The 23,871-nt window shown below is 35.6% G+C and carries 11 protein-coding genes; all 11 read right to left on the bottom strand.

Annotation, left to right across the window (positions count from 1 at the left end; genetic code table 11):
- Nucleotides 1-225: 225 nt before the first annotated feature.
- Nucleotides 226-3,747, bottom strand: coding sequence for a malectin domain-containing carbohydrate-binding protein (locus ACE01P_RS13630; protein WP_379698712.1), 3,522 nt, complete (start codon nucleotides 3,745-3,747; stop codon nucleotides 226-228).
- A gap of 338 nt (nucleotides 3,748-4,085) precedes the next feature.
- Nucleotides 4,086-6,815 carry a glycoside hydrolase family 20 zincin-like fold domain-containing protein gene (locus ACE01P_RS13625; RefSeq protein WP_379698710.1) on the bottom strand — a complete coding sequence of 910 codons (2,730 nt, stop codon included), beginning with the start codon at nucleotides 6,813-6,815 and terminating at the stop codon, nucleotides 4,086-4,088.
- A 235-nt stretch (nucleotides 6,816-7,050) separates the two neighbouring features.
- Nucleotides 7,051-7,932, bottom strand: coding sequence for a sugar phosphate isomerase/epimerase family protein (locus tag ACE01P_RS13620; RefSeq protein ID WP_379698708.1), 882 nt, complete (start codon nucleotides 7,930-7,932; stop codon nucleotides 7,051-7,053).
- A gap of 165 nt (nucleotides 7,933-8,097) precedes the next feature.
- Entirely contained in the window at nucleotides 8,098-9,243 is a 1,146-nt protein-coding gene (locus ACE01P_RS13615; RefSeq protein ID WP_379698706.1) for an exo-alpha-sialidase, read from the bottom strand.
- A gap of 143 nt (nucleotides 9,244-9,386) precedes the next feature.
- On the bottom strand, nucleotides 9,387-12,137 hold the full coding sequence (locus tag ACE01P_RS13610) for a glycoside hydrolase family 78 protein (protein ID WP_379698704.1): 2,751 nt from the start codon (nucleotides 12,135-12,137) through the stop codon (nucleotides 9,387-9,389).
- A 154-nt stretch (nucleotides 12,138-12,291) separates the two neighbouring features.
- Nucleotides 12,292-13,380: a hypothetical protein gene (locus ACE01P_RS13605; RefSeq protein ID WP_379698702.1), complete on the bottom strand. Its 1,089-nt coding sequence runs from the start codon at nucleotides 13,378-13,380 to the stop codon at nucleotides 12,292-12,294.
- Nucleotides 13,381-13,394: 14 nt separating this feature from the next.
- Nucleotides 13,395-14,963, bottom strand: a complete 1,569-nt coding sequence (locus ACE01P_RS13600) for a glycosyl hydrolase family 65 protein (RefSeq protein ID WP_379698700.1) — start codon at nucleotides 14,961-14,963, stop codon at nucleotides 13,395-13,397.
- A gap of 101 nt (nucleotides 14,964-15,064) precedes the next feature.
- Nucleotides 15,065-17,515 carry a glycoside hydrolase N-terminal domain-containing protein gene (locus ACE01P_RS13595; protein ID WP_379698698.1) on the bottom strand — a complete coding sequence of 817 codons (2,451 nt, stop codon included), beginning with the start codon at nucleotides 17,513-17,515 and terminating at the stop codon, nucleotides 15,065-15,067.
- A gap of 196 nt (nucleotides 17,516-17,711) precedes the next feature.
- The gene (locus ACE01P_RS13590; protein ID WP_379698696.1) at nucleotides 17,712-19,130 is read right to left on the bottom strand and encodes an acetylxylan esterase; all 1,419 of its coding nucleotides are present in this window, start codon (nucleotides 19,128-19,130) and stop codon (nucleotides 17,712-17,714) included.
- Between the two features lie 89 nt (nucleotides 19,131-19,219).
- A complete protein-coding gene (locus ACE01P_RS13585) occupies nucleotides 19,220-22,000 on the bottom strand; it encodes a glycoside hydrolase family 78 protein (protein ID WP_379698694.1) in 2,781 nt (926 codons plus the stop codon).
- A gap of 150 nt (nucleotides 22,001-22,150) precedes the next feature.
- A partial coding sequence (locus ACE01P_RS13580; protein ID WP_379698692.1) for a six-hairpin glycosidase occupies nucleotides 22,151-23,871 on the bottom strand: 1,721 nt, incomplete at its 5' end.

Genomic DNA, 23,871 nt, shown 5'->3' with positions numbered 1-23,871 from the left:
AAGTTTTTTTTCTTAACCATATAAGTAAAATAAGTTCAATGAAGACAAAACTTAAATTATCTTATATTACTTATATGGTTTGATTACTTCGCGACTCTGCGTCTTTCCGAGATTATTTTTTTATTTTATTTCTTTAAAACATCTTTGTGTTAGATGCACTACAGTACGCCTCTACGATCAACCTTTGTCACTTTGTTACGTTGCACCTTTGTCCCTAACAAAAAACTATTGAAATTCGAAATTATCCAACAACAACCCTTTCAAATCATCTCCTTCTAAAGTAATTTTATAAGTTCCTGCGTTGATATAACCTCCTGATGTTGTGTTTAATATTTTCCATTTTTCTGGCGAAGGGAAAAATTCAATGGTATCATTTCGCATTAAAATTCCGTACGCATCTTCCATTTTGAATTTCACTTTCATCGGCGCTTCGTTTCGATTCATAAATCGGAAACGCATTAAATAAATTCCTGCAACACCTGGTTTTACTTCAAACTCAATACTGTTATTGGTCTTTTTAGTGAACTCGATATAATCGGCTTTTTTGAAATTTCCTTTTTCAATTCCTGTTCCAGTTGTTTTTGTTTTTTCAGCTTCGATAATTACGACAGGTCTTGAATCGTCTTTTTCGCCCATATCATATGTAGGAACAACGGCAATTGTCGAAATTGTTTCAGTATTATTAAAAAGAACCTTCTCGCCTTTCTTTACTTTTTTAGTGAAAACATCAAAAGAAATTCCGTTGTTGTTTTTCGCTTTTTCCTCGATTTTTTTATAATCTGAAAGCCAATTTAATGTTTTTATTTTATCATCAACCAAAACAAAAATAGTCGATTCTTCTTTTGCTGTAAACGAACCTGAAACTTTTGAATTAGCGGAAAACTGTAAATAATCTGCACCAAAAACTTCTGAAGGCAATTCGGTAAAAATAACTTCAGAATTTGAATATTGTTTCGAATTAATATCCAACCAAGAACCAATTTTAAAATCTTTAGAATCCAAGCTTACATTCTGAATATTTCTTGGCGATTGATCTGCTGGTTTTACATTTTTATCTTTTGTCGCAATGGCAATCGCAGAAATAATCGCTTGTCCTGCTTTTACATTTGGAAACGAAATCACAATTTTTCCATTTACACTTTTAGCAGTAAAAGTTTTCTTTAAAGCTTTATCGTGTCCAGCTTCTGACCAAATATCGAAATCTTTTAAAACTATATTATTGTTAATCGCAACATCAAACAAACGCCAGCCTTTGCAGTCTAAGCCTCCACCAGTTCCGTACCAAGGTTCTGTGAAATACAATTCTATTACATATTCTCCATCTGGCGCAGGAAACTCATAACGTAATTTATCTACTCCATATCTGAAATTTTGGAATAACTCTGGATCTTTTGTCCCATTTACAGGATCGAAACTGCTTCTTTGGCTTGCAAAAAAGTCTGGTAATTTTTCAAAATTATCTGTCCAAGATAAAGATCCCCAAGTATTTTGTCCGTTTTTGTGTGTATCGGTTAACCAAGTATTTCCGTTACTATCTGTATATTCTGAACCTCCACAATTAACTCTGTAGATATAATTTAAACCACTTTTTGCTTTTAAAATATCGCTTTTATCAGCAACTAAAGTTTCTAAATTTGGTGCTTTTGGAAGATTATTTAAAACAATATAATCTTTAGCAACCGCTTTTCCGTTTACATATCCAACAGCGTATAAAACATTGTATTGAATATTGACATTGTTAAACTGAAAATGTTTTCCAATTCCTGGATTTTTTAGTTTTTCAAGTGAAACTTTGTTTACATCATTAAACAATTCCACTTCGTCGCAATTCGAATAAATATCTATTCCGTTTTTGATTCCGGCTTTTTCCCAACGGCTTGGCCACGTGTGCGAAACAATATAAACCATCGGATTGGTTTTGTTTGAAGCGTAATTGGCGCGATACATATAAAACGCATCCAAAGGTTCGCCCCAAATCGTAAAAAGCCCTTTGTAATTTACAGGGCCGACTTTATCAATATCTCTAAATCCTTCCCCATTCTGAACACGTCCTGGGTTTTCGTGCGAAGCAAAAAGCCAGTTGAATTGTCCTGCAATTTTATCTCTTACCGATTCTGCTTCTCTCACTTTAATTTCCATTAACTGAGAAAAACGGTTTTCGCTTAAAATTCCTTTTTGATCGAATTCGCCTTCCGTATGTAAATCGGCAGAACGCCAAGCGCCATACTCTCCATTTAATAACTGAGTCGTCATTTCTAAATGGTATTTTAACGGATCTCCACCATACGTTCCTGACCAGTTTTGAACAACATTCCAATCTGTTCCTTCTCCTCCATTACAAGTCGTAACAATTCTCTGCGAAGCCGATAAAGGATCCATTTCGCGGATAATCTGTGTACATTCTTCAGCAAACTCTTTCGGAATTGTACTTTCATTCTGCAAGCCCCACATGACAACTGACGGACTGTTTCTTCGTTCTTTAACCCATTCGCGCAATAAGGTTTTGAAATTTTCTTTGAATTCTGGTGTGTCATACCAAATATGTGCTGAAAACTGACTCCAAAATAAAATTCCGTTTTCGTCTAATTCTTTTTGATATAATAAATTATGAGGCTGATGCGCTTCTCTAAAAGCGTTAAATCCACCAGCTTTTATCTGCTCGATTCTAGCGTGAATTTGTTCGTCTGAAAACGCATGACTGTTTCCAATTTGATGTTCGTATTCGCAAACACCGTTTATGAAAACAGGTTCATCATTAATGAAAAAACGATTGTCTTTTCCGTCACGACTGACTGGCCAGCTTACCCAACGAATTCCGTAGGACGTTGTTAACTGATCGATTACTTTTCCATTCTCCAAAACAGAAGTAACCAATTTATACAAATACGGATTTGAAGGTGACCACAATTTCGGATTTTGAATTTCGGGTAAAGTCTGAGCAACCGTTTTTATTTCTCCTGAAGTATTTTTAACTGTACTTTTTGAGCTCACAACCTTTTTTCCTGAAGCATCAAAAAGAATATTTTCTATAGTCAAATTTCGATCTGAAGTTCCGTAATTTTTGATTTCTGTAGTCGTAAGCAAAATCGCTTTTTGTTTCGAAACCGATTTGTCGTTCCAGATATGAACGCCAAAAGGTTCGATTCTAACATCATTTGTAACGACTAAAGAAACTGGTCTAAAAATCCCCATTGGCTGAGAACCTTCTGAAAATCCCCATTCGCCAGAACATCCTCCACAAACCCACGGAAGATCGGCAATAAAAGAAGGATGTGATGCTTTAACTAAAACCTGGTTTTCTTTTTCTAAAGAAACGGCTTTCGTAATATCAAGCGTAAAAGTGGTTCGTCCACCTTTGTGTTCGCCCACTTTTTTTCCGTTTACCCAAACTGTCGCGTAAGAACTAACGCCTTCAAAAAACAAAAAGAGCCTTTTTCCAGCCGTAGCTTTATCGAGTTTTAATGTTCTTTTGTACCATGCAGTACCGTGTAAATTTCCATGCTTTGTTCTTCTGAAACCATAATACTGATCCCAATTGTGAGGCACACTAACCTGCTGCCAATTGGAATCAGTTTTTGGATGGTCTACAAACCTCTCTTCCTGCACCGGAAGATTTTCCAATATTATAGTTTCCCAAGACGAATTCAGTGAAATCTCTTTACGAAACTTCCCTGAATCTTTGCTCTGACTCCAAACAAAGCAAAGACTTGAAAAAAAACAAAAAATAAAAAAAACTATTCTGTTCATATTTTTAAAAACCATATAAGTTATATAAGGTTGTTTAAGTTTTGTTGTACATCCTGCAAGGTTTTCAAAACCTTATAGGTTTAAATTTTTAATTTACGCCAATTTTGTCATTTCGACGAAGGAGAAATCTCCGCAAGTAACTCCGTATAGAAATGTCGCCAATCTTTGTCGAGCTTCTTGCGAAGATCCCTCGTTCCTCGGGATGACAAGATTGTGTTTATACTCTTGTTCGCGTGAGGGATGGCAGTGGAGCTCTTTTTTGAGGCGATTTTTCTTCGCCTCAAAAAAAGCGGGAACGTACAGCCCGATTCGCCGCGGCGAACACGCTATAATTATTCTTAATAAAACAACCAATCAACTGCTGCTTTTTCTCCAGCATCAATATATCCAACATCACGTGGTGTAATGTTTTGATCGGCGTCGATGAAACCTAAAATCAATACTTTTCCTTTTCCTAGATCTAATTTATTTTCTCCAGGTTGGAAAGTATACGTATGAATATTTACACGTGGTAAATCTTTCAAGTTCATGGCGCTTGCCAGAATCACTTCGGCTTGACCGTGAGCATTTCCTGCAGCATCGGTTTCTAAACTTGGAGGCAATAAAAATCTCTTTTGATCTGAATTGAAATACCCAACTACTAATTTAACCGCTTTTGTATTTCTAAACTTCAAATGAGTTCCTTTTTCGTTTTGGTCGTTTTCTACAAATGAAAATCCTCTTAGGTTTTGAAGTTCAGGAGCTATTTTTGTCAATTCAGAAATATCTGTTCCGTAGACTTTTGTTCCAGTTTTCACTAAATAAGTTCCCGGTTTTTCATCAATAAAAGTTACATCAGCAGTTTTCCAAGGTTTTCCTTCTTTGCTTTCTACTTTTCCATCTTTTGAAGATTTTAACTTATCTAGATTTCTTTTGAAATTAGCTAATTCGCGTTCGTAATGTGGTAACAATTCAGCCCAAGTTTTATTGTTTCCGTCGTCTCCTCCAATTGGAATTCTACGTTGTGCAGTCTGCATACTATTCGCATAGTAATACGTGTCTTTTGTCAACTTTACCAATAATTCGTAGTGCTCCAAACTTTTTTCTAAATGAGGCATTGCTTTGTCTAAATCGGCAATATCATTTGAATAACTGTATCTTAAAACCAACAACGCTGCTTTTACTTTTTCTGAAAAGAAATCTGCGAAAGCTTTATACGCATGCATATCATTTTTAAGACGTGCAAATTCTTCTTTGTCTTTTGTTACGCTTGCTTCGGCTTTGTCTATGGCTTCAACGGCTAATCTTCCGTGTTCTGTGATTTCAGCAATAATCTGCGTTGGAAGTTCGCCAGAATGCGGTTCTTTATTCCATTCTTTTTTAGCATATTCTAAAAGCAATTCGCCCGCTGGTCCGCAAGATTCGTGGAATCCTGGATATACTCTCCATTTTGACGGATTCACCAATTGGCTTTCGAACATTCCTAACAATAAAGTCTGTCTATTTCCTTCTGTGATTCCGAAACGTCTTAAAGTTTTTGGAGCAATTTCTCCTGTTTCTTCGTACGCTTTTAAAATATTATTTGCTGCTTCTTGAGTCGTTCCGAATTTCGCAGCTAAATCCTTATCCCAATATTTAACTTCTTCGTTTCTGTCTCTTTTGCTGTCCCAAGCATATCTTGCCCAAGCTTTGTACCAAATCCAATCGCGATCCATTTCTAGTAAACGCTCGCCCGATTTTGTTTTATCGGCAGAATATGGCCAATCCCAGTAAGAAGCTTGCGGATATAAGTGTAATGCATTTGCTCCGTGTACGCTATGCATTGCTTTAACTGTTTTTTGGATAAAATCTGGAGAACCGTATCTAAAAGGTTCTAAGTTTGCCAAAATATGGACATTCTCAATATGAATTGATTTCAAAGCGCTCAATTGTTTGTGCGTTTCTCCCCAAGGTCCGCCTGGTGTATAAGTCGTTAAAGACTCACCTGTATATTTACTTTCCGTATAAAGATTTTTGTATAACGGAAGTGATTTTTCCATAACCAAAGGTCCGTCTGTATCATGAGAACGCAAAATAATCGGCGGTTCTTCAGTTTTCCCTAAAGCTTGCAAACCATCACGAACACCTGGAATAATCGTTTTTGTAAACCATTCAACGTCATCATCAACCGTATTAATTGCTTCTCCCAAACAAACCATTAAACCAACGTTTGGATATTTTTCGATGAAAGCTGCAATTGATTTTCTAGTATAATCTGACAACAAAGGCGTGATTGGTCTTGAACGATCTTGCGTTTTTATGTTATAATGCTCTGCGAAAGGCTTAGAAACAATAATGTTATAAAACATCTGAATTACCCAAATTCCTCTTTTGTTAGCTTCAACCGTTAGGAATTTATAGATTTCTTCGTTCTTTTTGAAATCTTCATCGCTTACTTCAACTGCAAACGGATATTCTTTCAATTTTACCAAAGAAGCAAATGGGTGTCCGTTCCATAAATACAAAGAATTCATGCGGTTGTCTAACAACATATCTAAGTATTTAATCCAAAGCGTTTTATCGTAAAACCAAGGAAAAGTTTCGGGCGTATACGGATATTCGTAAACATCACGTCCTGGAAGATAAACAGGTTTCTGCATTCCGATACAAGCACCGCGCAAAACCATTTCTGGACTATCTTCAATATTAATTTCTGAAGGAAGCTGACCTGAAGTTTTAATTCTGTCTACCAATTCCATTGCACCGTACAAAGTTCCGCTTGCATCTGTTCCTTCAATGAAAATTATATTTTTTTGAGTACGAATTAAAAAACCTTCTTTCTTGGTTAATTTGCTATCATCGATTTTAGCACTTTTCGCATTCTTTTTCCAAAAATCAGTTCCTTTTTCTCCAATAACAATTACTTTATCTTTTGAACTTTTTAATTTATCGGCAGAAGCAACTGTAAAACCTTTAGCTGAAAGTGTTTCTGATAATTTCTCTGCTCCAAATTTTGCTCTTGGCGAACTCGCATCACTAACAATAGTAATGTTTTGCGCTGTCGCGAAAGAGACGAAAAGACATAAAAAAAGTAATTGTAAATATTTCATAGTATGCTGTTTTTTATTCATTAAAATTCCCATAATGTTTGTCATTTCGACGAAGGAGAAATCTCCACAAGTAGCTCCACACAGAAATCGCCAATCTTTATAGAGCTACTTGTGGAGATCCCTCGCTCCTCGGGATGACAAAAATGAGAGTAAAAAATCTGCGCAAAAAAATCACGCAGATCTGTAGTGAAAAATTGTGTTGTTTAACTTTTACATATTTTCACCTATTTTCTTTTTAATTCTGGAAGATTTTCTTCAAATAAGCTACGTTTGCTCCGTAATTGGCTTTTACATTATGAACTTGATTGACATCTCTCGAACGTTCTACAATTAACCATCCGCTCCATTTCATTTCGTCCAAAGTTTGTTTGATTTTCGGCATATCGATCGCTGGGTCGTTTTCTAACCAAAATTGATCGGTATTTGAAGCGTGAATCTGCGCTACATATTTTCCTAAAATCTTTAATTCTGAAGCAATATCTCTTTTATTGTCTAATGCATTAGCAAAGTTGAAAGAGCTTTTAATGTATTTTGAACCGACTTCATCTAAAAGTTTTTTCTCTTCTGTTGCGCTTAAAGAAGTTTCAATTGCAATTACACCGCCAATTTTCCCCACTTCTTTTCCTGCCCATTGCAATCTCTTAATTACTTCTGGACGCAGTTCTGGATTTTTAACTAAATCGGTTTGTGTTCCCAAAGGCAAATAAGCCACTTTTACTTTCATGTTTTTCATCGCTTGGACACAATCGTTAATCATTGGCGTGATTTCTCTTGTGGCAAATGATTGCGCATAAAATCCTGACATGGCAATGGAACTGATTCCAACTCCAGTTTCTTTCGATTTATCCAAGAATTTCTGTCTTTCTACAGGATCGCCCAATTTGCTGTCAAAAGTTGGTCTGTTTCCTAAACCTCCCATGTCTAGTTCGATTCCGTCAGCTTTTATTTCTGCTGCTAAAGCAAAAGAACCTAGTTTTTGTCTTTTTAAAATCATCCAATCACAAACCGCAACTTTATATTTTTGCTTTTTGTTTGAAGACTGAGCCGTTGCACAGCTATTGAATGTTGTTGATAGAACAACAAGCATGGCAATTAATAAATGTTTTTTAGATTTCATTCTTATATTTTTTTCTGCCACAGATTAAAGGATTATTTGGATTAAAAAATCTACGATATCTGCTAAATCTGCGGGAAAAAATTTTACTCTCGCAGATTGAGCAGATTTTGGAGATTAATTAGAATTAAAATCATTTTTAATCCTTTTAATCTGTGGCTAATATTTTTACTCTTCTTCCGCTTTTACAGCTGTCACCACTTTTCCTTCTTCACCTGGCCAAACACCATTTTTGATTGGAAGTGCCACTAATTTACTTGGATCAACTTTTACATATTTCAGTTTTTCTCTTCTCCAAGTGTATACAATATGCACCATTCCGTCTGAACCTTGAATCATGGAAGGATAAGAATATTGGCTGATTTTTGAATCTTCTAAAACCAAAGCTGCGTTCCAGTGAATTCCATCTTTAGAAACCGAGACATTCAAAGGCGTTCTTGGACCTTTTGCTTCTTTTCCAGGAGGAAGAACGTGATTGTAAACTAATAAATGTCTTCCATCTTTTAAGGTTACAGCATCAGTTCCTGAGTTGTTATTTGGTAGTCCTATTAACTCAATATCTGACCAAGTTTTTCCGTTGTCTTTTGAGAAAGTGCTGAAAATTGCTCTGTTTCGAGTTCTTCCAATGGCTTGAATGCTTCCGTCTTTATGGAATAAAATACTTGGCTGAATCGCATTGATTTTCTGTTTTCCTCTTGGAAGCGTATCGCCCATTACCCAAGTTTTTCCGAAGTCTGGAGTAGATTCCATACGAAGTCTCCATCCGTCGCCTTCGATACTTGACGGACATAATAAAGTTCCGTTGCTTAATAAAACAGGTTTATTTTTGATTGGTCCTAAGAAACCATCAGGCATTTTTTGAGCTTCAGACCAAGTTTTTCCTCCATCAGATGAAGTTCTGATTACACCCCACCATTCCGATGGTTTTGGTCCGATTTTGTAGAAAAGCATTAAATCACCACCTGGAATTTGATATAAAACTGGATTCCAAGTTGGTAATCTTGGCCCTTCTTTCATCACACCGTCAGCTACTTTTACGCCTTCATTCCAAGTATCGCTTCCTTTTGGTTTGATTGCAACGTAAATGCAAACATCTGGATGTCTTTCATGCGTTCCTCCAAACCAAGAAGCAACTAAATCACCATTTGTAGCTTCGACAATTGTAATCGCGTGGCAAGATGGATAAGGCGCTTTATCGTAAACAAATTGATCTACTAAAATACCTTCTTTCCAAGTCTTTTTTTCTAAAGCCGATTTACAACTTCCTAAAAGGAAAAGTCCAAACAAGACAAATGCTAATTTTATGATCTTCATTCTTAATTAAATTATGAATTATTTTTTTTGACTATAAATATATACCTAACATTTTTTTAGGTAAAAATATTTATTAAGTGTAAAAATAACACTAAAAAATTAACAATGTATCCTGTACTGTCCCGAAAAACTAAAAATGCAGCTTATTTAACGTTTACCGCATAATTTCCTGACGAAAGTGTAACGATAACCTGATTTTTGTCTTTAGAATAAGTGAAAGAAGTCTTATCTAGCTTCTGTTTGTTGATTGAAACAGCTGAAATATCATTTGCTGGAAGATATACAACTGCAGAAGTATTCGCAGGAATTGTAATATTCCAAACTAAAGCTTTTTTGTCTTTTTTCCAATCGCTTTTAATTGTTCCATAAACTGATTCGTAAGAAGCATTTACATAAGTCAATCCAGCATTGAAATCTGGTTTCATGATAATTTGCTTGAATCCCGGAGTTTCAGGATTGCTTTTGATTCCTGCCATGTTTTCGTAATACCAAATCAATAGATCACCTAAAAGCATGACGTGGTTTTGCGAATTCATCGCTGGATCTGCGGTGTTTCCGTTCCAAAGTTCCCAGATTGTAGTCGCACCGTTTTCGACCATATACCCCCAACTTGGATAGGTTTTATTTGAAGCTAATTTGAAAGCCAAATCGCCACGACCAAAATTGGTTAACGTTCGCATTAAAAACTGTGTTCCAATAACTCCTGTACTTACGTGACCGTTTTTCGTTACTTCAACTTCATGTGCCAAGTTTTCGAATATTTTGATTTGAAGTCCTTCTGGAACCATTCCGAAAGTTAAAGGCAATAAATTGGCTGTTACGGTATTATTGGCGTAGCTATTTTTTTCTGTATTCAAATATTTTGCATTGAATGCTTTTTTGATTCTTGAAGCCAAATCATCATAATGCTGAATATCATTTCCTTTTTTAGAAATCACAGCAAATTTCTTCATGATATTCAAAAGCTGATAATAAAACGCGCTTGAAATCAATTCACCATCCGTTAAACGAGCAGGATCTTTCGAACGGATTAATTCTAAAGATTCTGGCGGAACGCACCAATCGCCATATTTATCTTTGGTCATTAAATCATCAACTAAATAATTTTCTTCCATATAATCCATCCATTTTTTCATGTACGGATATTGTTTTTCTACGACTTTTGCATCTCCAAACTGCTGATACAGCATATCGGCAACCGTGATATACGTTCCTGGCCAAGTCACATTATCTCCGTAATAACGCCAAAAAGCAGGCGCAACATCTGGAAGTCCGCCATCTATGGTTTGTGAGTTTTTAATATCATCTAACCATTTTGCGTATAAAGTCTGATTATCGAACAAGAAACTTTCGCCATAAGCACCAGTTGTTCTGTCTCCTAACCAAGGCTGACGCTCGTTTCTTTGCGGACAATCGATTGGCATTCCTTTGTAATTCCCACTAATTCCCCACCAAGCATTCTTAAAAATCTGATTAATTATTGGATTCGAAGAATCAAAAGTTCCTGTAGTTTGAATATCATCATAAACTACTTTTCCAACAAAATTTTCTAGAGTTGGTTTTGTCGTAAACCCTGAAATTTCAACAAATCTAAATCCGTGGAAAATAAAACGAGGTTCCCAAACTTCTTCTCCTTCGCCTTTTAAAGTATAAATATCTGTAGTTTTCGCATCACGCAAATTAGCAATGTATAACGAACCATCCGGCTGAAGCGATTCGGCAAATTTCATCGTGATTTTATCGCCTTTATTACCTTTGACTTTCAACTGCAACCAGCCCACCATATTTTGTCCCATATCTAAGATATAAGTTCCTTTTGGTGTTTGTTTTATCGAAATAGGTTTTACTTCGCGCTTTACTTTCATATTAGCCGACATCTGTCCTTCGTAGAATCCGCCTGGTTCTTGAACATATTCAGCAGAAAGCCATTTTTTATCATCGAAATTAATGGTATTCCAGCCTTTCATTTCTTTGCGAGCATCGTATTCTTCTCCGTCGTATTCGTTGTTCGATAAAATTGGTCCATCAGTTGTGATTTTCCAAGTATCATCTGTTCTGATTAAGTCTTTGCTTCCATCGGTATATTCCACAAACAACTGCAAAGCCATTTTAGGATAACCAAAAGTTTTGATTTTATATGGTTTGTAATCCTGACGCATCGTAAAAAAACGTCCATTTCCTAAAATCGTTCCCAACATGTTTTTGCCTTCTTGCAACTGCGAAGTCACATCAAAAACATTGTATTTTACATTTTTCGTATAATCTGTTGGAACTGGAGCTAAAACCTGATCTCCAATTTTATTTCCATTAATGTAAAGTTCATATAATCCCATTCCGATAATATAAACCTTAGCATTTTTGACTTTCTTTTTCAGGTTAATTTCTTTACGAAGATAACGCGCTGATAATCTAGAATACTGTGAAATACTATCGCCAGGAGATGTTTTTTCGTAACCAATCCAACGAGTAGATTTCCAATCTGCATAAGTCAAAATCCCGATGCTGAAATGTGCATTTTCTTTCGATTGAGTTTCTCCTTTATTCGTAAAAACCGTTACTTTCCAGAAAATATCTTGACGGTCTTTCAACTTTTTTCCGTTGTAAATTACATTTACAGAAGCGTCACTTTGTACTTTTCCGCTATCCCATAAATCGCCATTTCCGGCATTTAGTTTTTCTAAACTTGAAGAAGCTATAATTTGATATGCCGTTTGTTTTACATCGTTTACATCTGCTTTTATTTTCCAACTCAATCTTGGCTGTAAAACGTCAATTCCTTCTGGATTGGTCAGCATTTCGCATTTTAAATCACTTACAACAATTTTGTTTTGGGCTTTCGCCGAAATTGTGAAAAGTGAAATGATTAAGGTAAGATGTAAAAAAAACTTTTTCATGGCATTGTGATTAAGCTTTTGAGGCTTTTTTTTGTTCTCTCGCAGATTTTACAGATTGAGCAGATTAATTTTTTATTTTAAAATCTCCTAAATCTGCAAAATCTGCGAGAGTAAATTTTATTTTCATTTTTTGATGACAAACTAATCCTAAAATTTAAGGATTAATAAACCTTTTTAATTTATCAAGCGTACTTAAACTTTCAAATTCGATTTTATTCTGTTCTAAAAATTTACTTGTTTTCCAACGCATTTTCCATTCAGGATCTTTCAGCTTTTGTCTCAACTTAGAAACCAAAGCCAAATTACTTTTCAAAACGCCCTCATCAGACCAGTCTTGAAGAAATTCCAAGACATTTAAACGAACATCTAATTGCCTATGATCTAAACCTTTCAATAATGTTTCTCTAACTTTTTCTGCACTATATGAAGTTATATTCTCGACCAAAATCTCATACAAGACAGGAGTTAGTTCTTTAATTTTATTCTGATTTAATGCTATCTGATAAACTCTAGTAAATTCATCACAAAGAAAATCTGCCCATTTATCAATATCTTCATCTTCACTCAGCGAATAATAAACAAAACTAACTTTATCAGGCTGTGCAAAAAGTTGCTTTTCGCAAAATCGCTTTACACCTTCAAGGTCTTTTACAGCTAATTTTTGGACGTCTTTTATCGCCTCTTCTGAATCATCATGTTCAAGATCATAATATTGCTCTAAAGTTATGATCTCGTCAAAATCATGTATTGGTAAGTAAACTGCTTTATTTTCATTCATAGGATTTGGAGTAAATTTTGGAGTATATTTTTTTATGAGTTCTTTTATTTCATTTTCAGTTACATCATAATCATCAATTTTTATTTCGATCGTTTCCTGTTTATAAACAAAAGTCAGGTAAAACTCTTTATAAGACATATTGAACTTGGCCGTATGTTCTGTCTTGAAAAAAACTCTTGGAAATACAATATCTTTCCATTCAAAAAAAGCCTCATTGAGTTCTATTCCTTCTTGTGAAAATATTATTTTTTTATGAAATTTAGAAAATGTCATTACCGCTTTTATACCATAAACAATGATAAATAGAATTGCAACAACAGGTAACGCCAGATGAGAAAACTTAAATGTAATCCTTTCAAAGTCTGTTCGAGAAAAAAGATAAATACCTAATACCACAAAAACCAGATTCCATAAAATCTGAAATATACCTCCCTTGATTGAATAATTTAATACTGTTTTCTCCAAATTTTATTCTTTAATTAATCTGTTATAACTTTTTCTAATCTTTCAGAAAATGCAATTTCTTTTCCGTTTTTGAAAACTCTAAAACCTTTTCCTTTTTTATATTTTTCTCCTGTTTTATCCCAAAGAATGGTAATTATATTGCCGTGATACAAAACATTATCGAGACAAAACCAATCCCATTTTTCTTGCGGAATCAACGGATTTACTTCAATCTTTTCATCAGCTCTCGGACGTAAACCGACCAAACCTGTAATCATTAAATCGTTGAAAGTCGAGTGATTGTAATAACGGCTTCTTTCTCTGTCGCCCATTAACCAATAACCAGTCGTTTCGTCCAAATATTCACCAAGATAAGGTTTTCCTCTGTAATACTGCGATTGCACATACAATTCCATTTGTTTGAAATAATCAGGTTTTCCAACAAAATTCTGATTGTAATCGTTTAGAACATTGGCCATAGCGGTCAAAGTCTGCGAACTTGCAAAAGGCCAGATTGCACCGTCCCACTCACAAGTTCCGGTTCCGTGAGTTCTAAAACGCGGACTTCTTCTTTCTGCCGTTGTTAAACCAAACGGGGCTGAAAATCCTTTTTCATCTTTCACTTGTTCCCAAGCTTTTTCAAATCCTTTTCCTTTTTCTGGAAGATTAAAATACCACGGAATAAATCCGATCGCCTCGCGGACTTGTGCCAGTGTATCTTTTTGCGTCAAAGTTTCAAAGAATTCACTTTTTGGATTCCATAATTTCGTTTCCACTAATTGCTTTAAATCATCAGCTTTAGCTTTGAATTTTACTTCAGCATCTTTGTCGCCTTTCATTTCAGCCATTTTAGAAATCGCTATAGCATTTCCGTACATGTAACTGTTAATCGTTGGTCTTGCATTTTGTACTTTTCGTCCGCCACTTAAAGATTCTTCCATTCCATCTTTTACATCATGTTGCCAAAATAAACCATCTTTTCGTTGACGGTCTTTTTCCCAAACGGCATAATCTGTAACCATGTCTGGGTATAGATCCAATAAGAATTTTTCATCTTTATTCACCAAATAACGATTGTATAAAGCATCGGCTGTCCAACTGCTAAATTTATACAATTTGTTCATCGGTTTTCCGTCATTGCCTCGGTACCAAAGCTTCACATCTTGTTCAATATATTTTGGATCATGAACCCATCTGAATTCATTGATATGATGCCCCAAAGCACAACTGATCATATTGTATTTATCAGCATACGAACGGTCTACCAAAAACTCCGTAATAGCAAATCCTTGCGGTGTATTTTTGATATGTTTTCGAACGCTCCACCATCTGAAATAATAGATTTCTTCAAAATTTTGCTGCGGACATTCAAACAACGGAATATTTTTTTCCATCCAAGTCCAAGCACTATCATTCGGAATGGCAAATTTTAAATTCTCATCTTCCATCGTGTTGAAATAATCAACATAATGTTTGAAGTCTTTTTCTTTTAAAATAGCCGATTTTCCTAATTGTGAAGATCCTGCGCCAGATTTGCAACCGCTGTTTAAGCAGGCGATTACAATGGAAAGGGCTATTATTTTATGTTTGAAATTTGTCAACATTTAAAATTCAATCTTTTAAAGTTAAACCATATAAGTAATATAAGTTCAATTAAGCATTACTTTATATTTTCTTATATCACTTATATGGTTTTAAAATATTTTTAATTCCCAGTAAAAGTATATGTCTGTCCTGCTTTCATATTCACATCGTAAATATTATAATTAGGCAGTTTTACTTTTTCCAGTTTTGCTTCACTTGAAATAATCGGTTTCTTCACTTCAACATCATAAAACAACGGATTTGTGTTTTTACCTTTTGCTTTTTTGATTGAAGAACCACTCAAAGTATTTTCTACTTTCAAACGACAGTTTCCTCCAATTTTTGAATAGATTTTTAAAGTCAAAACTTTATTGTTTTTCCAAGTCATATTGATTACGAAACCGCCTCTTGCTACTAAACCTTTTATACTTCCGTCTTTCCAAACCGTTGGTAAAGCAGGTAATAATTGAATCGCTCCTTCTTGACTCTGCATCAACATTTCGGCAAAACCAGCTGTGCAACCAAAATTTCCATCAATTTGAAAAGGCTGATGCGCATCTAACATATTCGGATACGTTCCTCCTCCTTTTCTTTGGTCAGCCGTTACTAAATGCAATTGATCCTGAATCAATTTATAAGCATGATTTCCGTCTAATAATCTCGCCCATAAATTCACTTTCCAGCCCATTGACCAACCTGTAGATTCGTCTGTTCTATAAATCAACGATTGTTTCGTAGCTTCAAATAATTCTGGTGTTTTAATTGGCGAAATCTGATTACTTGGATACAATCCGTACAAATGCGAAACGTGTCTGTGATTGTCTTTTGGATTATCCCAATCGTCTTGCCATTCCTGTAACTGATTGTGTTTTCCAATTTTCATTGGAGGCATTTTTGCCAAAGCATCGCTAACTTTTTTCATATAAGCAGCATCTGGAGAAACCAATACCGAAGCTTCGATAACATGCGTAAACAAATCAAAAATCAACTGATTGTCCATCGTTGTTCCTGATGCAATTGTTGCTTTTCCGGTTCCGCCAGCGTGTGTGTTTTCTGGAGAACTTGAAGGTACCACAACCAAATATCCTGTGTTTGGATCTACAATCATGAAGTCCAAAAAGAAGTCGGCAGCGCCTTTCATAATTGGATAAATTTCTGCTAAATACTTTTTATCTCCTGTATACAAATATCTTTCCCACAAATCCTGACAAACCCAAGCACCACCTGTCGGCCACATTCCCGAAGCAGCTGAATCAACTGGAGCTGTAACACGCCAAATATCAGTGTTATGATGCAAAACCCATCCGCTAGCATTGTACATCATTCTAGCCGTTTCTGCGCCTGTAACACTTAATTCTTTTGCCATTTGAACAAACGGTTCGTGCATTTCCTGAAGATTTGTTACTTGCGCTGGCCAGTAATTCATTTCAGCATTGATGTTTGTCGTGTATTTGCTGTCCCAAGGCGGTGTTACCATATCGTTCCAAATTCCCTGTAAATTGGCTGGCTGTCCGCCTGGCTGAGAACTTGAAATTAAAAGATAACGTCCAAACTGGAAATATAAAGCGGCCAATTGCGGATCGAATTGTTTCGAGAAATCTCTAATTCTTTCGTTTGTTGGTTTCTTAACTAAATCATTCGAACCTAAATCTAAAGAAACTCTGTTGAAGAATTTTTGGTAATAATCAACATGTGCTTTTTTGATTTCGTCGAAACTTTTTGGCAAAGCCTGATCTAAAAACGATTTGCTCTTCGCGATTTCGTCTCCAGAAATATCTTGGTAGTTTTTAAAATTAGTTGCAATTGAAATATATAAAGTTACTTCATCAGCTTTGTTGATGCTTAAAACGCCATTGCTTGCATCAATTTCTCCTCCTTTGTTTTTAGCCGTAAGTCTTCCTTGAAATTTTACTTTTCCTTTTACATTTTCAAAATTTGTTCCTGTTCCAGAAAGTATAATTTGGTTTCCTTCCGTCGAAGCCACAGTTTTATCAATCGGACTGTTCATGAAAACGTTACACGTAATCTGACCTGGTTTACTCGCAGAAAGTTTTACTACAATTACCTGATCTGAAAATGCGGTTAAAATTTCTCTTGTAAACTCAACGCCATTTACTTTGTATTTTACTTTTGCAGTAGCATTGCTGATATCTAAATCTCTGTAATAATCAGTATATTTTTGATGTCCGGCGAATGAAATATAAACGCTTCCAAAAGTCTGATACGGCATTCCGTCATTGGTTTGCGACATGATATCTTTCGTAGCCAGATCTTGGGCTTCGTCAAATTTTCCATCAAAAATAAGCTGTCTTACTTTCGGCAAAGCTTCAATTGATTTTGTATGCGCATTGCTGTTTGGAGATCCTGCCCAAATCGTTTCTTCGTTCAATTGCAAACGCTCAACTGCTGGATCACCAAAAACCATTGCGCCCAAACGTCCATTACCTAATGGTAAAGCTTCGTTCCAGATTGCTGCTGGTTTATCATACCATAATTTCAGGTCGTTTTGTGCCGTTGCAGTCAACGAAAAAATTCCAAAACAGATTGCTGTGATTTTAAATTTTAACTTCATAAATATGTTTTTCTTTTTGCCACGAATTACACGAATTGCACTAATTTCTTTTTTAATTTTTATTCAATTTCTCTAATTTATTTTGTCACAGATTAAAATGATTATTTGGATTTTTTTCTGCTAAATCTGTGAAAATCCTTTAATCTGTGGCAAAAAAATAATTCGTGCTAATTAGTGAAATTCGTGGCAAACCTAATTATTTCTTAACCTCATAAACCTTCAGATTTTTTTCTCCGAACATTTCATATAATTTGTTGATGTCTTTTAGAGCATTTGCTGGAAGTTTTTCTCCTTTATCTCCAAAAACAAAAAGCTTTTCTTTTGGTTCAATTACACAAGTCGATTCGTCGATTTCGCCTTTATCATTCTTTACTTTATTCAAATCTAAATTTAAATATTTCGCCATAAATGGATACAAAGCCATACGTTTCGAGATTCCGAAATCATGTCCTTCTTTTGCAAAATGAGCATTTTCTACTAAATCTTTCTTGCCATATAATTCATAAGTTCTTTGAATGAACGGAAACTCCAATTCTGGAACTGCTAACGTCCAATCTTTTCCATCAGAAACAATTAATTGTGGTTTTGGAGCCATCATAGCTGAGATTTCCGCATTGTTTGTTCCGTTTCCGCACAAGTGAATTCCGCGTCCGCTTTCGCATGGACATCCACCTGAAAAGTGAGACGAAACCATTACAACTGGAGCTGAAACTTTTACTCTGTCATCAATCGCTGCTAGAAACATTGTGTGCGATCCTCCGCCAGAACCTCCTGTAACACCAACTCTTGTCATATCAGCATTTTTTACGGTTGCTAAATAATCCAAGAAACGAATTCCCGTCAATACCTGAACTGTAGATGCAATGCTGTTTCTGTGCGTTTCTTCAGGAAATTGCAATAACGATTCTCCCCAAGCAAATAAGTCATAACCAACAACAATTGCTCCCATTTTTGCCATCATGGCACATCTGTACTGCTCGTCTTTTCTATATCTTCCGTCACCAAAATGTCCGTCGGGAGTTAGAATAACAGCAGCTTTTTTATTTAGCGGATACGGTTTATAAATCGAACCCGTCGCGTAAACCCCTGGTAATATTTCCAAAGCTATATTTTCAACACTGTAGTCTTTGTAGATTCTTTTTGGAGTTAAAAGTGGTTTAGACTTAGGTGTAGGGGGCGCCTTATCCAAACCAAATGATGCAATCATACAAGCTTTTAACTCCGTTTTGCGTTTTTCCCATTCTTCTTTAGTCGAATAAAGGCTTTCCAAGTAAAACAAACGTTCTTTTCCTTTATCGACGGAAACTTTATGGTTTTCATATTTACGAATGATATACGTTCCATCCGGCTGTTTGAAATACATCAATTCGAACGGAGCCAAAATATTAGTCAGCGAAAGCGGCAGATTTCCCGGTTCGATTCTCCAATCGGCATAATCCAGTTCTTTTCCTTTTAGTAAACCTCTGTCATCGTTGATTGTTACTTTAAAAAGCGTTTCAATTTTCTTTAAAGTTTCTGATACTGGTTTTCTAAAATTAGTATCAGAAGTACTTTGTGCATTCGCAAATGTCAAAGCAAAAATGGAAACTAAGATGATGTATTTTATTCTTTTCATTATTATATTTTTTGAATTACCTACAATTTTAACTAGAGGCAATTGTTTTTTTCTGAGCTTATTTACAATTCATAACTCATAACTCATAATTACAACTTACATTCTATAGTATAAGTTCCTGAACCAAGTTCTAGCATTGGCTTTTTATCTTTTTCATTAAAACCTGCCCTAACCTTTTTATCATCAATTTTTATTTCTGAATTCTTAGAAACAGGCAGTTTAATTGTCGCTGTTGTATTCACAGGAATTCTAACATTCAAGATAAACTTGCCGTCTTTTTTCTCCCAAGAAGAAGCAATTTTTCCGTAAACCGATTGATAATCCGCTTTCGCGAAAGTCATATCGCCAACTACTTCAGGTTGAATGAAGAAATGTTTGAAACCCGGTTTTTCAGGATCAGACACAATTCCAGCTAAACTTTGGTAAAACCATTCTTCAATTTGTCCTAACATAAAATGATTCCACGAATTTCCTTTTGTTGGATCCCATTGTTCCGTTAAAGTGGTCAAGCCAAATTTAATCTGAAAACCATAACCCGGCGCATCGTAATGATTGTGCATTTTGAACATGGTTTCATTTTCGCCGTTTCTCGCTAAAGTTTGGAATAAATAACGATTTCCAACATCTCCCGTTGTCAAACGATCTCCTTTTTCTTTGATATCAGCCAGTAAATTCTGCATAACCGCTTCTTTGTATTGCGGTTCTACGATATTCATAAAAATCGGAACTGAGTTACTAAACTGACTGTTCGTACCGTATTGTTTGGTTTCTGAATTGAAAAATTCCTTGTTGAAAGCCATTTTTATTTCAGAAGCTAATGCTTCATATTTCTCAAAATCTTCCGTTTTGCCTAATAACTTAGCAGCTTTAGCAGTCAAATACGCTCCGTAATAATAATGCGAAGTAGCTGAAAGCGCAATCGGACTGTTTTTTGAATATCCAGCCGCATGAGTTCCGTAATCGTACCAATCGCCCAATCCGTGAGACACAATATGGTTTGTAGATTTCGTTTCCAGATAGTCGACATACTTTTTCATGATAGGAAAATATTTCTCTAATAATGAAGTATCTCCGTAATATTCGTAATACATCCAAGGCAGAATTACACCTGTAACACCCCATTCTGGAGAATCGGTAAAATCGCCACCAAAAATCACATACTCTGGAACAATAGACGGAATTAAACCACTATCTCGTTGTGAATCAGAAATGTTCTGCATCGTAGCCGGAATATAATTTTCTAAATTATAATTGAACATTAAACCCGGGCCATTTAAATGAATTTCTTCTAACCATCCTAATTTTTCACGTTGCGGACAATCCGTAAAAACGCTTTGAAAATTACTTTTTATCGAGTTGTTTATCAGCTCATGTGTTCTATTGAAAATTTCATTTGAACAAGCAAAACTTCCCGCTTCACCAGCCGAATTGTAAATGAAATTTGATTTTAAATCTACTAAAGTTGGAAACTCCGCATTCTTAGCATCTTTGTAATTAATATTTTCAATTTGAACATATTGATAACCGTAGAAACTGAATTTCGGTGTCCATTCTTCAACTCCATCGCCTTTCAAAGTATAATCGTAATAATAAGGTTTTCCAGATCTTCCTTGAGCGATTGTCCCTTCTTCATTTAATCCTTCCGCAACCCAAACACGAATCGATTGTCCTCTTTTTCCTTTTACTTTGATCGTTGGAAATCCAGAAAGATTTTGTCCCATATCAAAAACGTAGAAATTCGGTTTCAGCTCTTTTACGGTTTTAACTTCGTATTGTTTTTGGATAGTAACTGGCGGTGCAGTCTGCGGTCTTAAAACTCCTTTTGGCGCTTCTTGAATGACTATTTTTTTCCAATCTCTATCTTTAAAACCTTTTTTATTCCAGTCCTTTTGCTCTAAGTTGGCATTGTAATCTTCACCTCCAAAAATACTGTTATACGTAATCGGACTTTTGCTGTATTTCCAAGTTCGATCTGACTTTATAATTTCCTCTGAACCATCGTTATATTTGATTTTCATTTTGAAAAACAAAGTCGGCGGACCAAAACTCACGAAGAACTTCGTATATCTTTCAGCCAGCGTGTTGTACATTCCGTTTCCTAAAAGAACGCCAATTACGTTATCACCTTTTTGAAATTCTTTGGCACTTAATTCGTAAACATTATAGTTAACCGTTTTATCATAATCCGTCCACAAAGGTGCAAATTGGCTATTCTCTACTTTTTTCCCGTTTATCGTTAATTCGTAATGTCCTAAACCTGAAATATAGACAACAGCTTCTTTAATTTCTTTTTCTACTTCGAAAGGTTTACGAAGCATGATACTTCTACGCGCCAAAGAATCGGAAGCATTGATAAACGAATTCTTCTTTTCTCTGTTGAAAGTCGCTGTATGATACGTTCTTCCCTCAGGCAAATGACTATCTGCTTTTGTAATCGCACCAATCCAAGTTGGATTTAAATCTGATTCTAACGGAGCAGTTCTGAAAGAAGCTGTCCTACTCCATTTTGAAACTTTTCCTGATTGATTCCAAACTTTAACTTTCCAGAAATATTTGGTTTCGCTTTTTAATGCTTTTCCACTATAAACAATATGCAGGTTTTTGTCTGTATTTACTCTTCCTGTGTTCCAGATATCTCCATCGTCATTATTTAGTTTTTCTTCCGAAGAAGCTAATAAAATCAAATAAGCTAATTGTGATGCATCAGATTCTTTTGAAACTAATTGCCAGCTTAATTTTGGTTGATTCTCTACAACTGCCAATGGATTTTCAGCCATTTCTGTTGTTAAGCGTACGGGCAGAATTTGTCCTTTAGAAACTAGAGTTACTAAAAGAGAAAATGCTAATACAATGTTTTTAAAATTCTTCATCTTTACTTGTTTGTCTGCTAATTTTGTTTCTCGCAGATTTTGCAGATTGAGCTGATTTATTTTTTTGCCACGAATTACACTAATTCCTTGAATTTCATTCTAAATCAAATAAAAAATTAGTGCAAATTTGTGTAATTCGAGGCAACCAAATTATAATTTTTTAGTTACCAAAGATTCGATATTGAATACCGCTTCTGGAATTTGTTTTCCCGTTTGAGGCAAGTCATCGTAATCGTCTGTGTCTGGCGCTGTGTCTGGATTTGGCGAATGTCTTTGTTCTCCTGTGCGGAACATAATTCGCTCAAAACCATCTGTTGGTGCATAAAATATCTTTGTTGATTCTTTTCCGTCGTTTACTTTTATAGTGTATTGACGGTTTTTAGCATCTAATTTAACTGTAATTTTATACGCTTTATTTGCTTCGTATTTCGCAACCGAACTCAAACGAGCGCCATTTTTCACTTTTAATTCTCCGTCAGAATCAAAAATTAATCTTACTGAAGGCAAACCTTGTTTATTTTGGAATTCAATCTGCAATAAACCATGATTATTCTGCTCTGGCATTACAGTGAAAACAGCTTCCATTTTTGATGCGAAAGGAATCACTCGTTCAGCACGAGAATAATCAAAATAATCCTGATCTCTTAACGTCAGCCATTTTTTACCATCGGCTTTCTTTTCGATTTTTGTGGATGCCCAAGAAAGATCGTAAGTATTCCAAAGCTTCAATTCTTCTCCGTTTGGAAGCGTATTGAAAACATCATTTACATTTTCTGTCACAACAGAAGTTACTGGAACTGGAATTGATGCTACCCAAATATCCTCTTTATTTACACTGTAACCTACCCAGATTTTTCCGTCTGGCGGAGTTCCGTCGCCTTCTGTGATTCCGCGTACGTATTGAGGTCCCGCAGATTTGTAGTTTCCGCCGTAACGCATCGGACTCACTTCGCCATGAACTAATAATAAATCTTTATAATTCAGTCCGTCATCACTTGTAGAAATTGCCAAAGGCCAACGGTATTCTGACGGATTGTAAAGCGTTGCATAACGGTTATCAAATGTTTTTTGTCCCCAGATTTTAGCATTGCTGTTTACAAAACCTGGCGCACGCAACGGCATATAATCCCAAGATTTTCCCCCATCTCTACTTATAGATGTTAAAGCGTGTTTCCATAAACCAACCACATTTCCGTTTGCTAAATGATAATAGCTAAAAGCTTTGTATGGTTTCTGTAACGGAATCAATTCGTCATCGCGATCAGCTTCTTCTACCCATTGCTGCAACATCAACGGGTTAGATAAAATTTCTTCGCAGGCTTTCTTTAATCCTTTGTCTTTTGAAGCGGTATAAAATGGGAATTTCGATTTCGATTTATCCCAAGTTTTATTGTATCTGATGAAATAGATTTCGCCAAAACTTCCATCTTTTTTGATTTCACGAATCACACGTCCAATTCCTTTTCCGTCGTTTGGATCGTCTTTTTCATCCATCGCGATTCCGTAATACGCCAAAGCGAAAAGTCGTTTGTCTTTTGAAGTATAAAAGCCCATTCTTTGGTGCATAATGGCATCCAAATCTTTGGCTACACCTTCTACGCCTTCTTTTTTCCATCCGTCAGGAATTCTGTAAATTGGGAAAATAACTTCTGGTTTTGTCCAAGTTACACCGTCTTTAGAGCTCATAATTAAAGTCTGACTCGGCGGAATATGTTCTCCTGAAGGATCACTTAAATAATGTAAATAAAAAGTATTATTCCAATAAGCCATCATTGGCTGGTGATTGTACGTCCATCCAAAACCATCTGCTTTTTCGGGATGTTCACGACTTGCACGCATGATTTGTGTGGCGTGAACTCCAACTGCAGGAC

The organism is Flavobacterium sp. HJSW_4 (assembly GCF_042436695.1).
GTDB lineage: Bacteria > Bacteroidota > Bacteroidia > Flavobacteriales > Flavobacteriaceae > Flavobacterium.
This window is presented reverse-complemented; position numbering and strand designations above follow the sequence as displayed.

Coding starts and splice junctions, on each gene's coding strand:
- ACE01P_RS13595 (WP_379698698.1), bottom strand. CDS start 17,515: ATGAAGTTAAAATTTAAAATCACAGCAATCTGTTTTGGAATTTTTTCG.
- ACE01P_RS13590 (WP_379698696.1), bottom strand. CDS start 19,130: ATGAAAAGAATAAAATACATCATCTTAGTTTCCATTTTTGCTTTGACA.
- ACE01P_RS13620 (WP_379698708.1), bottom strand. CDS start 7,932: ATGAAATCTAAAAAACATTTATTAATTGCCATGCTTGTTGTTCTATCA.
- ACE01P_RS13615 (WP_379698706.1), bottom strand. CDS start 9,243: ATGAAGATCATAAAATTAGCATTTGTCTTGTTTGGACTTTTCCTTTTA.
- ACE01P_RS13610 (WP_379698704.1), bottom strand. CDS start 12,137: ATGAAAAAGTTTTTTTTACATCTTACCTTAATCATTTCACTTTTCACA.
- ACE01P_RS13625 (WP_379698710.1), bottom strand. CDS start 6,815: ATGAAATATTTACAATTACTTTTTTTATGTCTTTTCGTCTCTTTCGCG.
- ACE01P_RS13630 (WP_379698712.1), bottom strand. CDS start 3,747: ATGAACAGAATAGTTTTTTTTATTTTTTGTTTTTTTTCAAGTCTTTGC.
- ACE01P_RS13600 (WP_379698700.1), bottom strand. CDS start 14,963: ATGTTGACAAATTTCAAACATAAAATAATAGCCCTTTCCATTGTAATC.
- ACE01P_RS13585 (WP_379698694.1), bottom strand. CDS start 22,000: ATGAAGAATTTTAAAAACATTGTATTAGCATTTTCTCTTTTAGTAACT.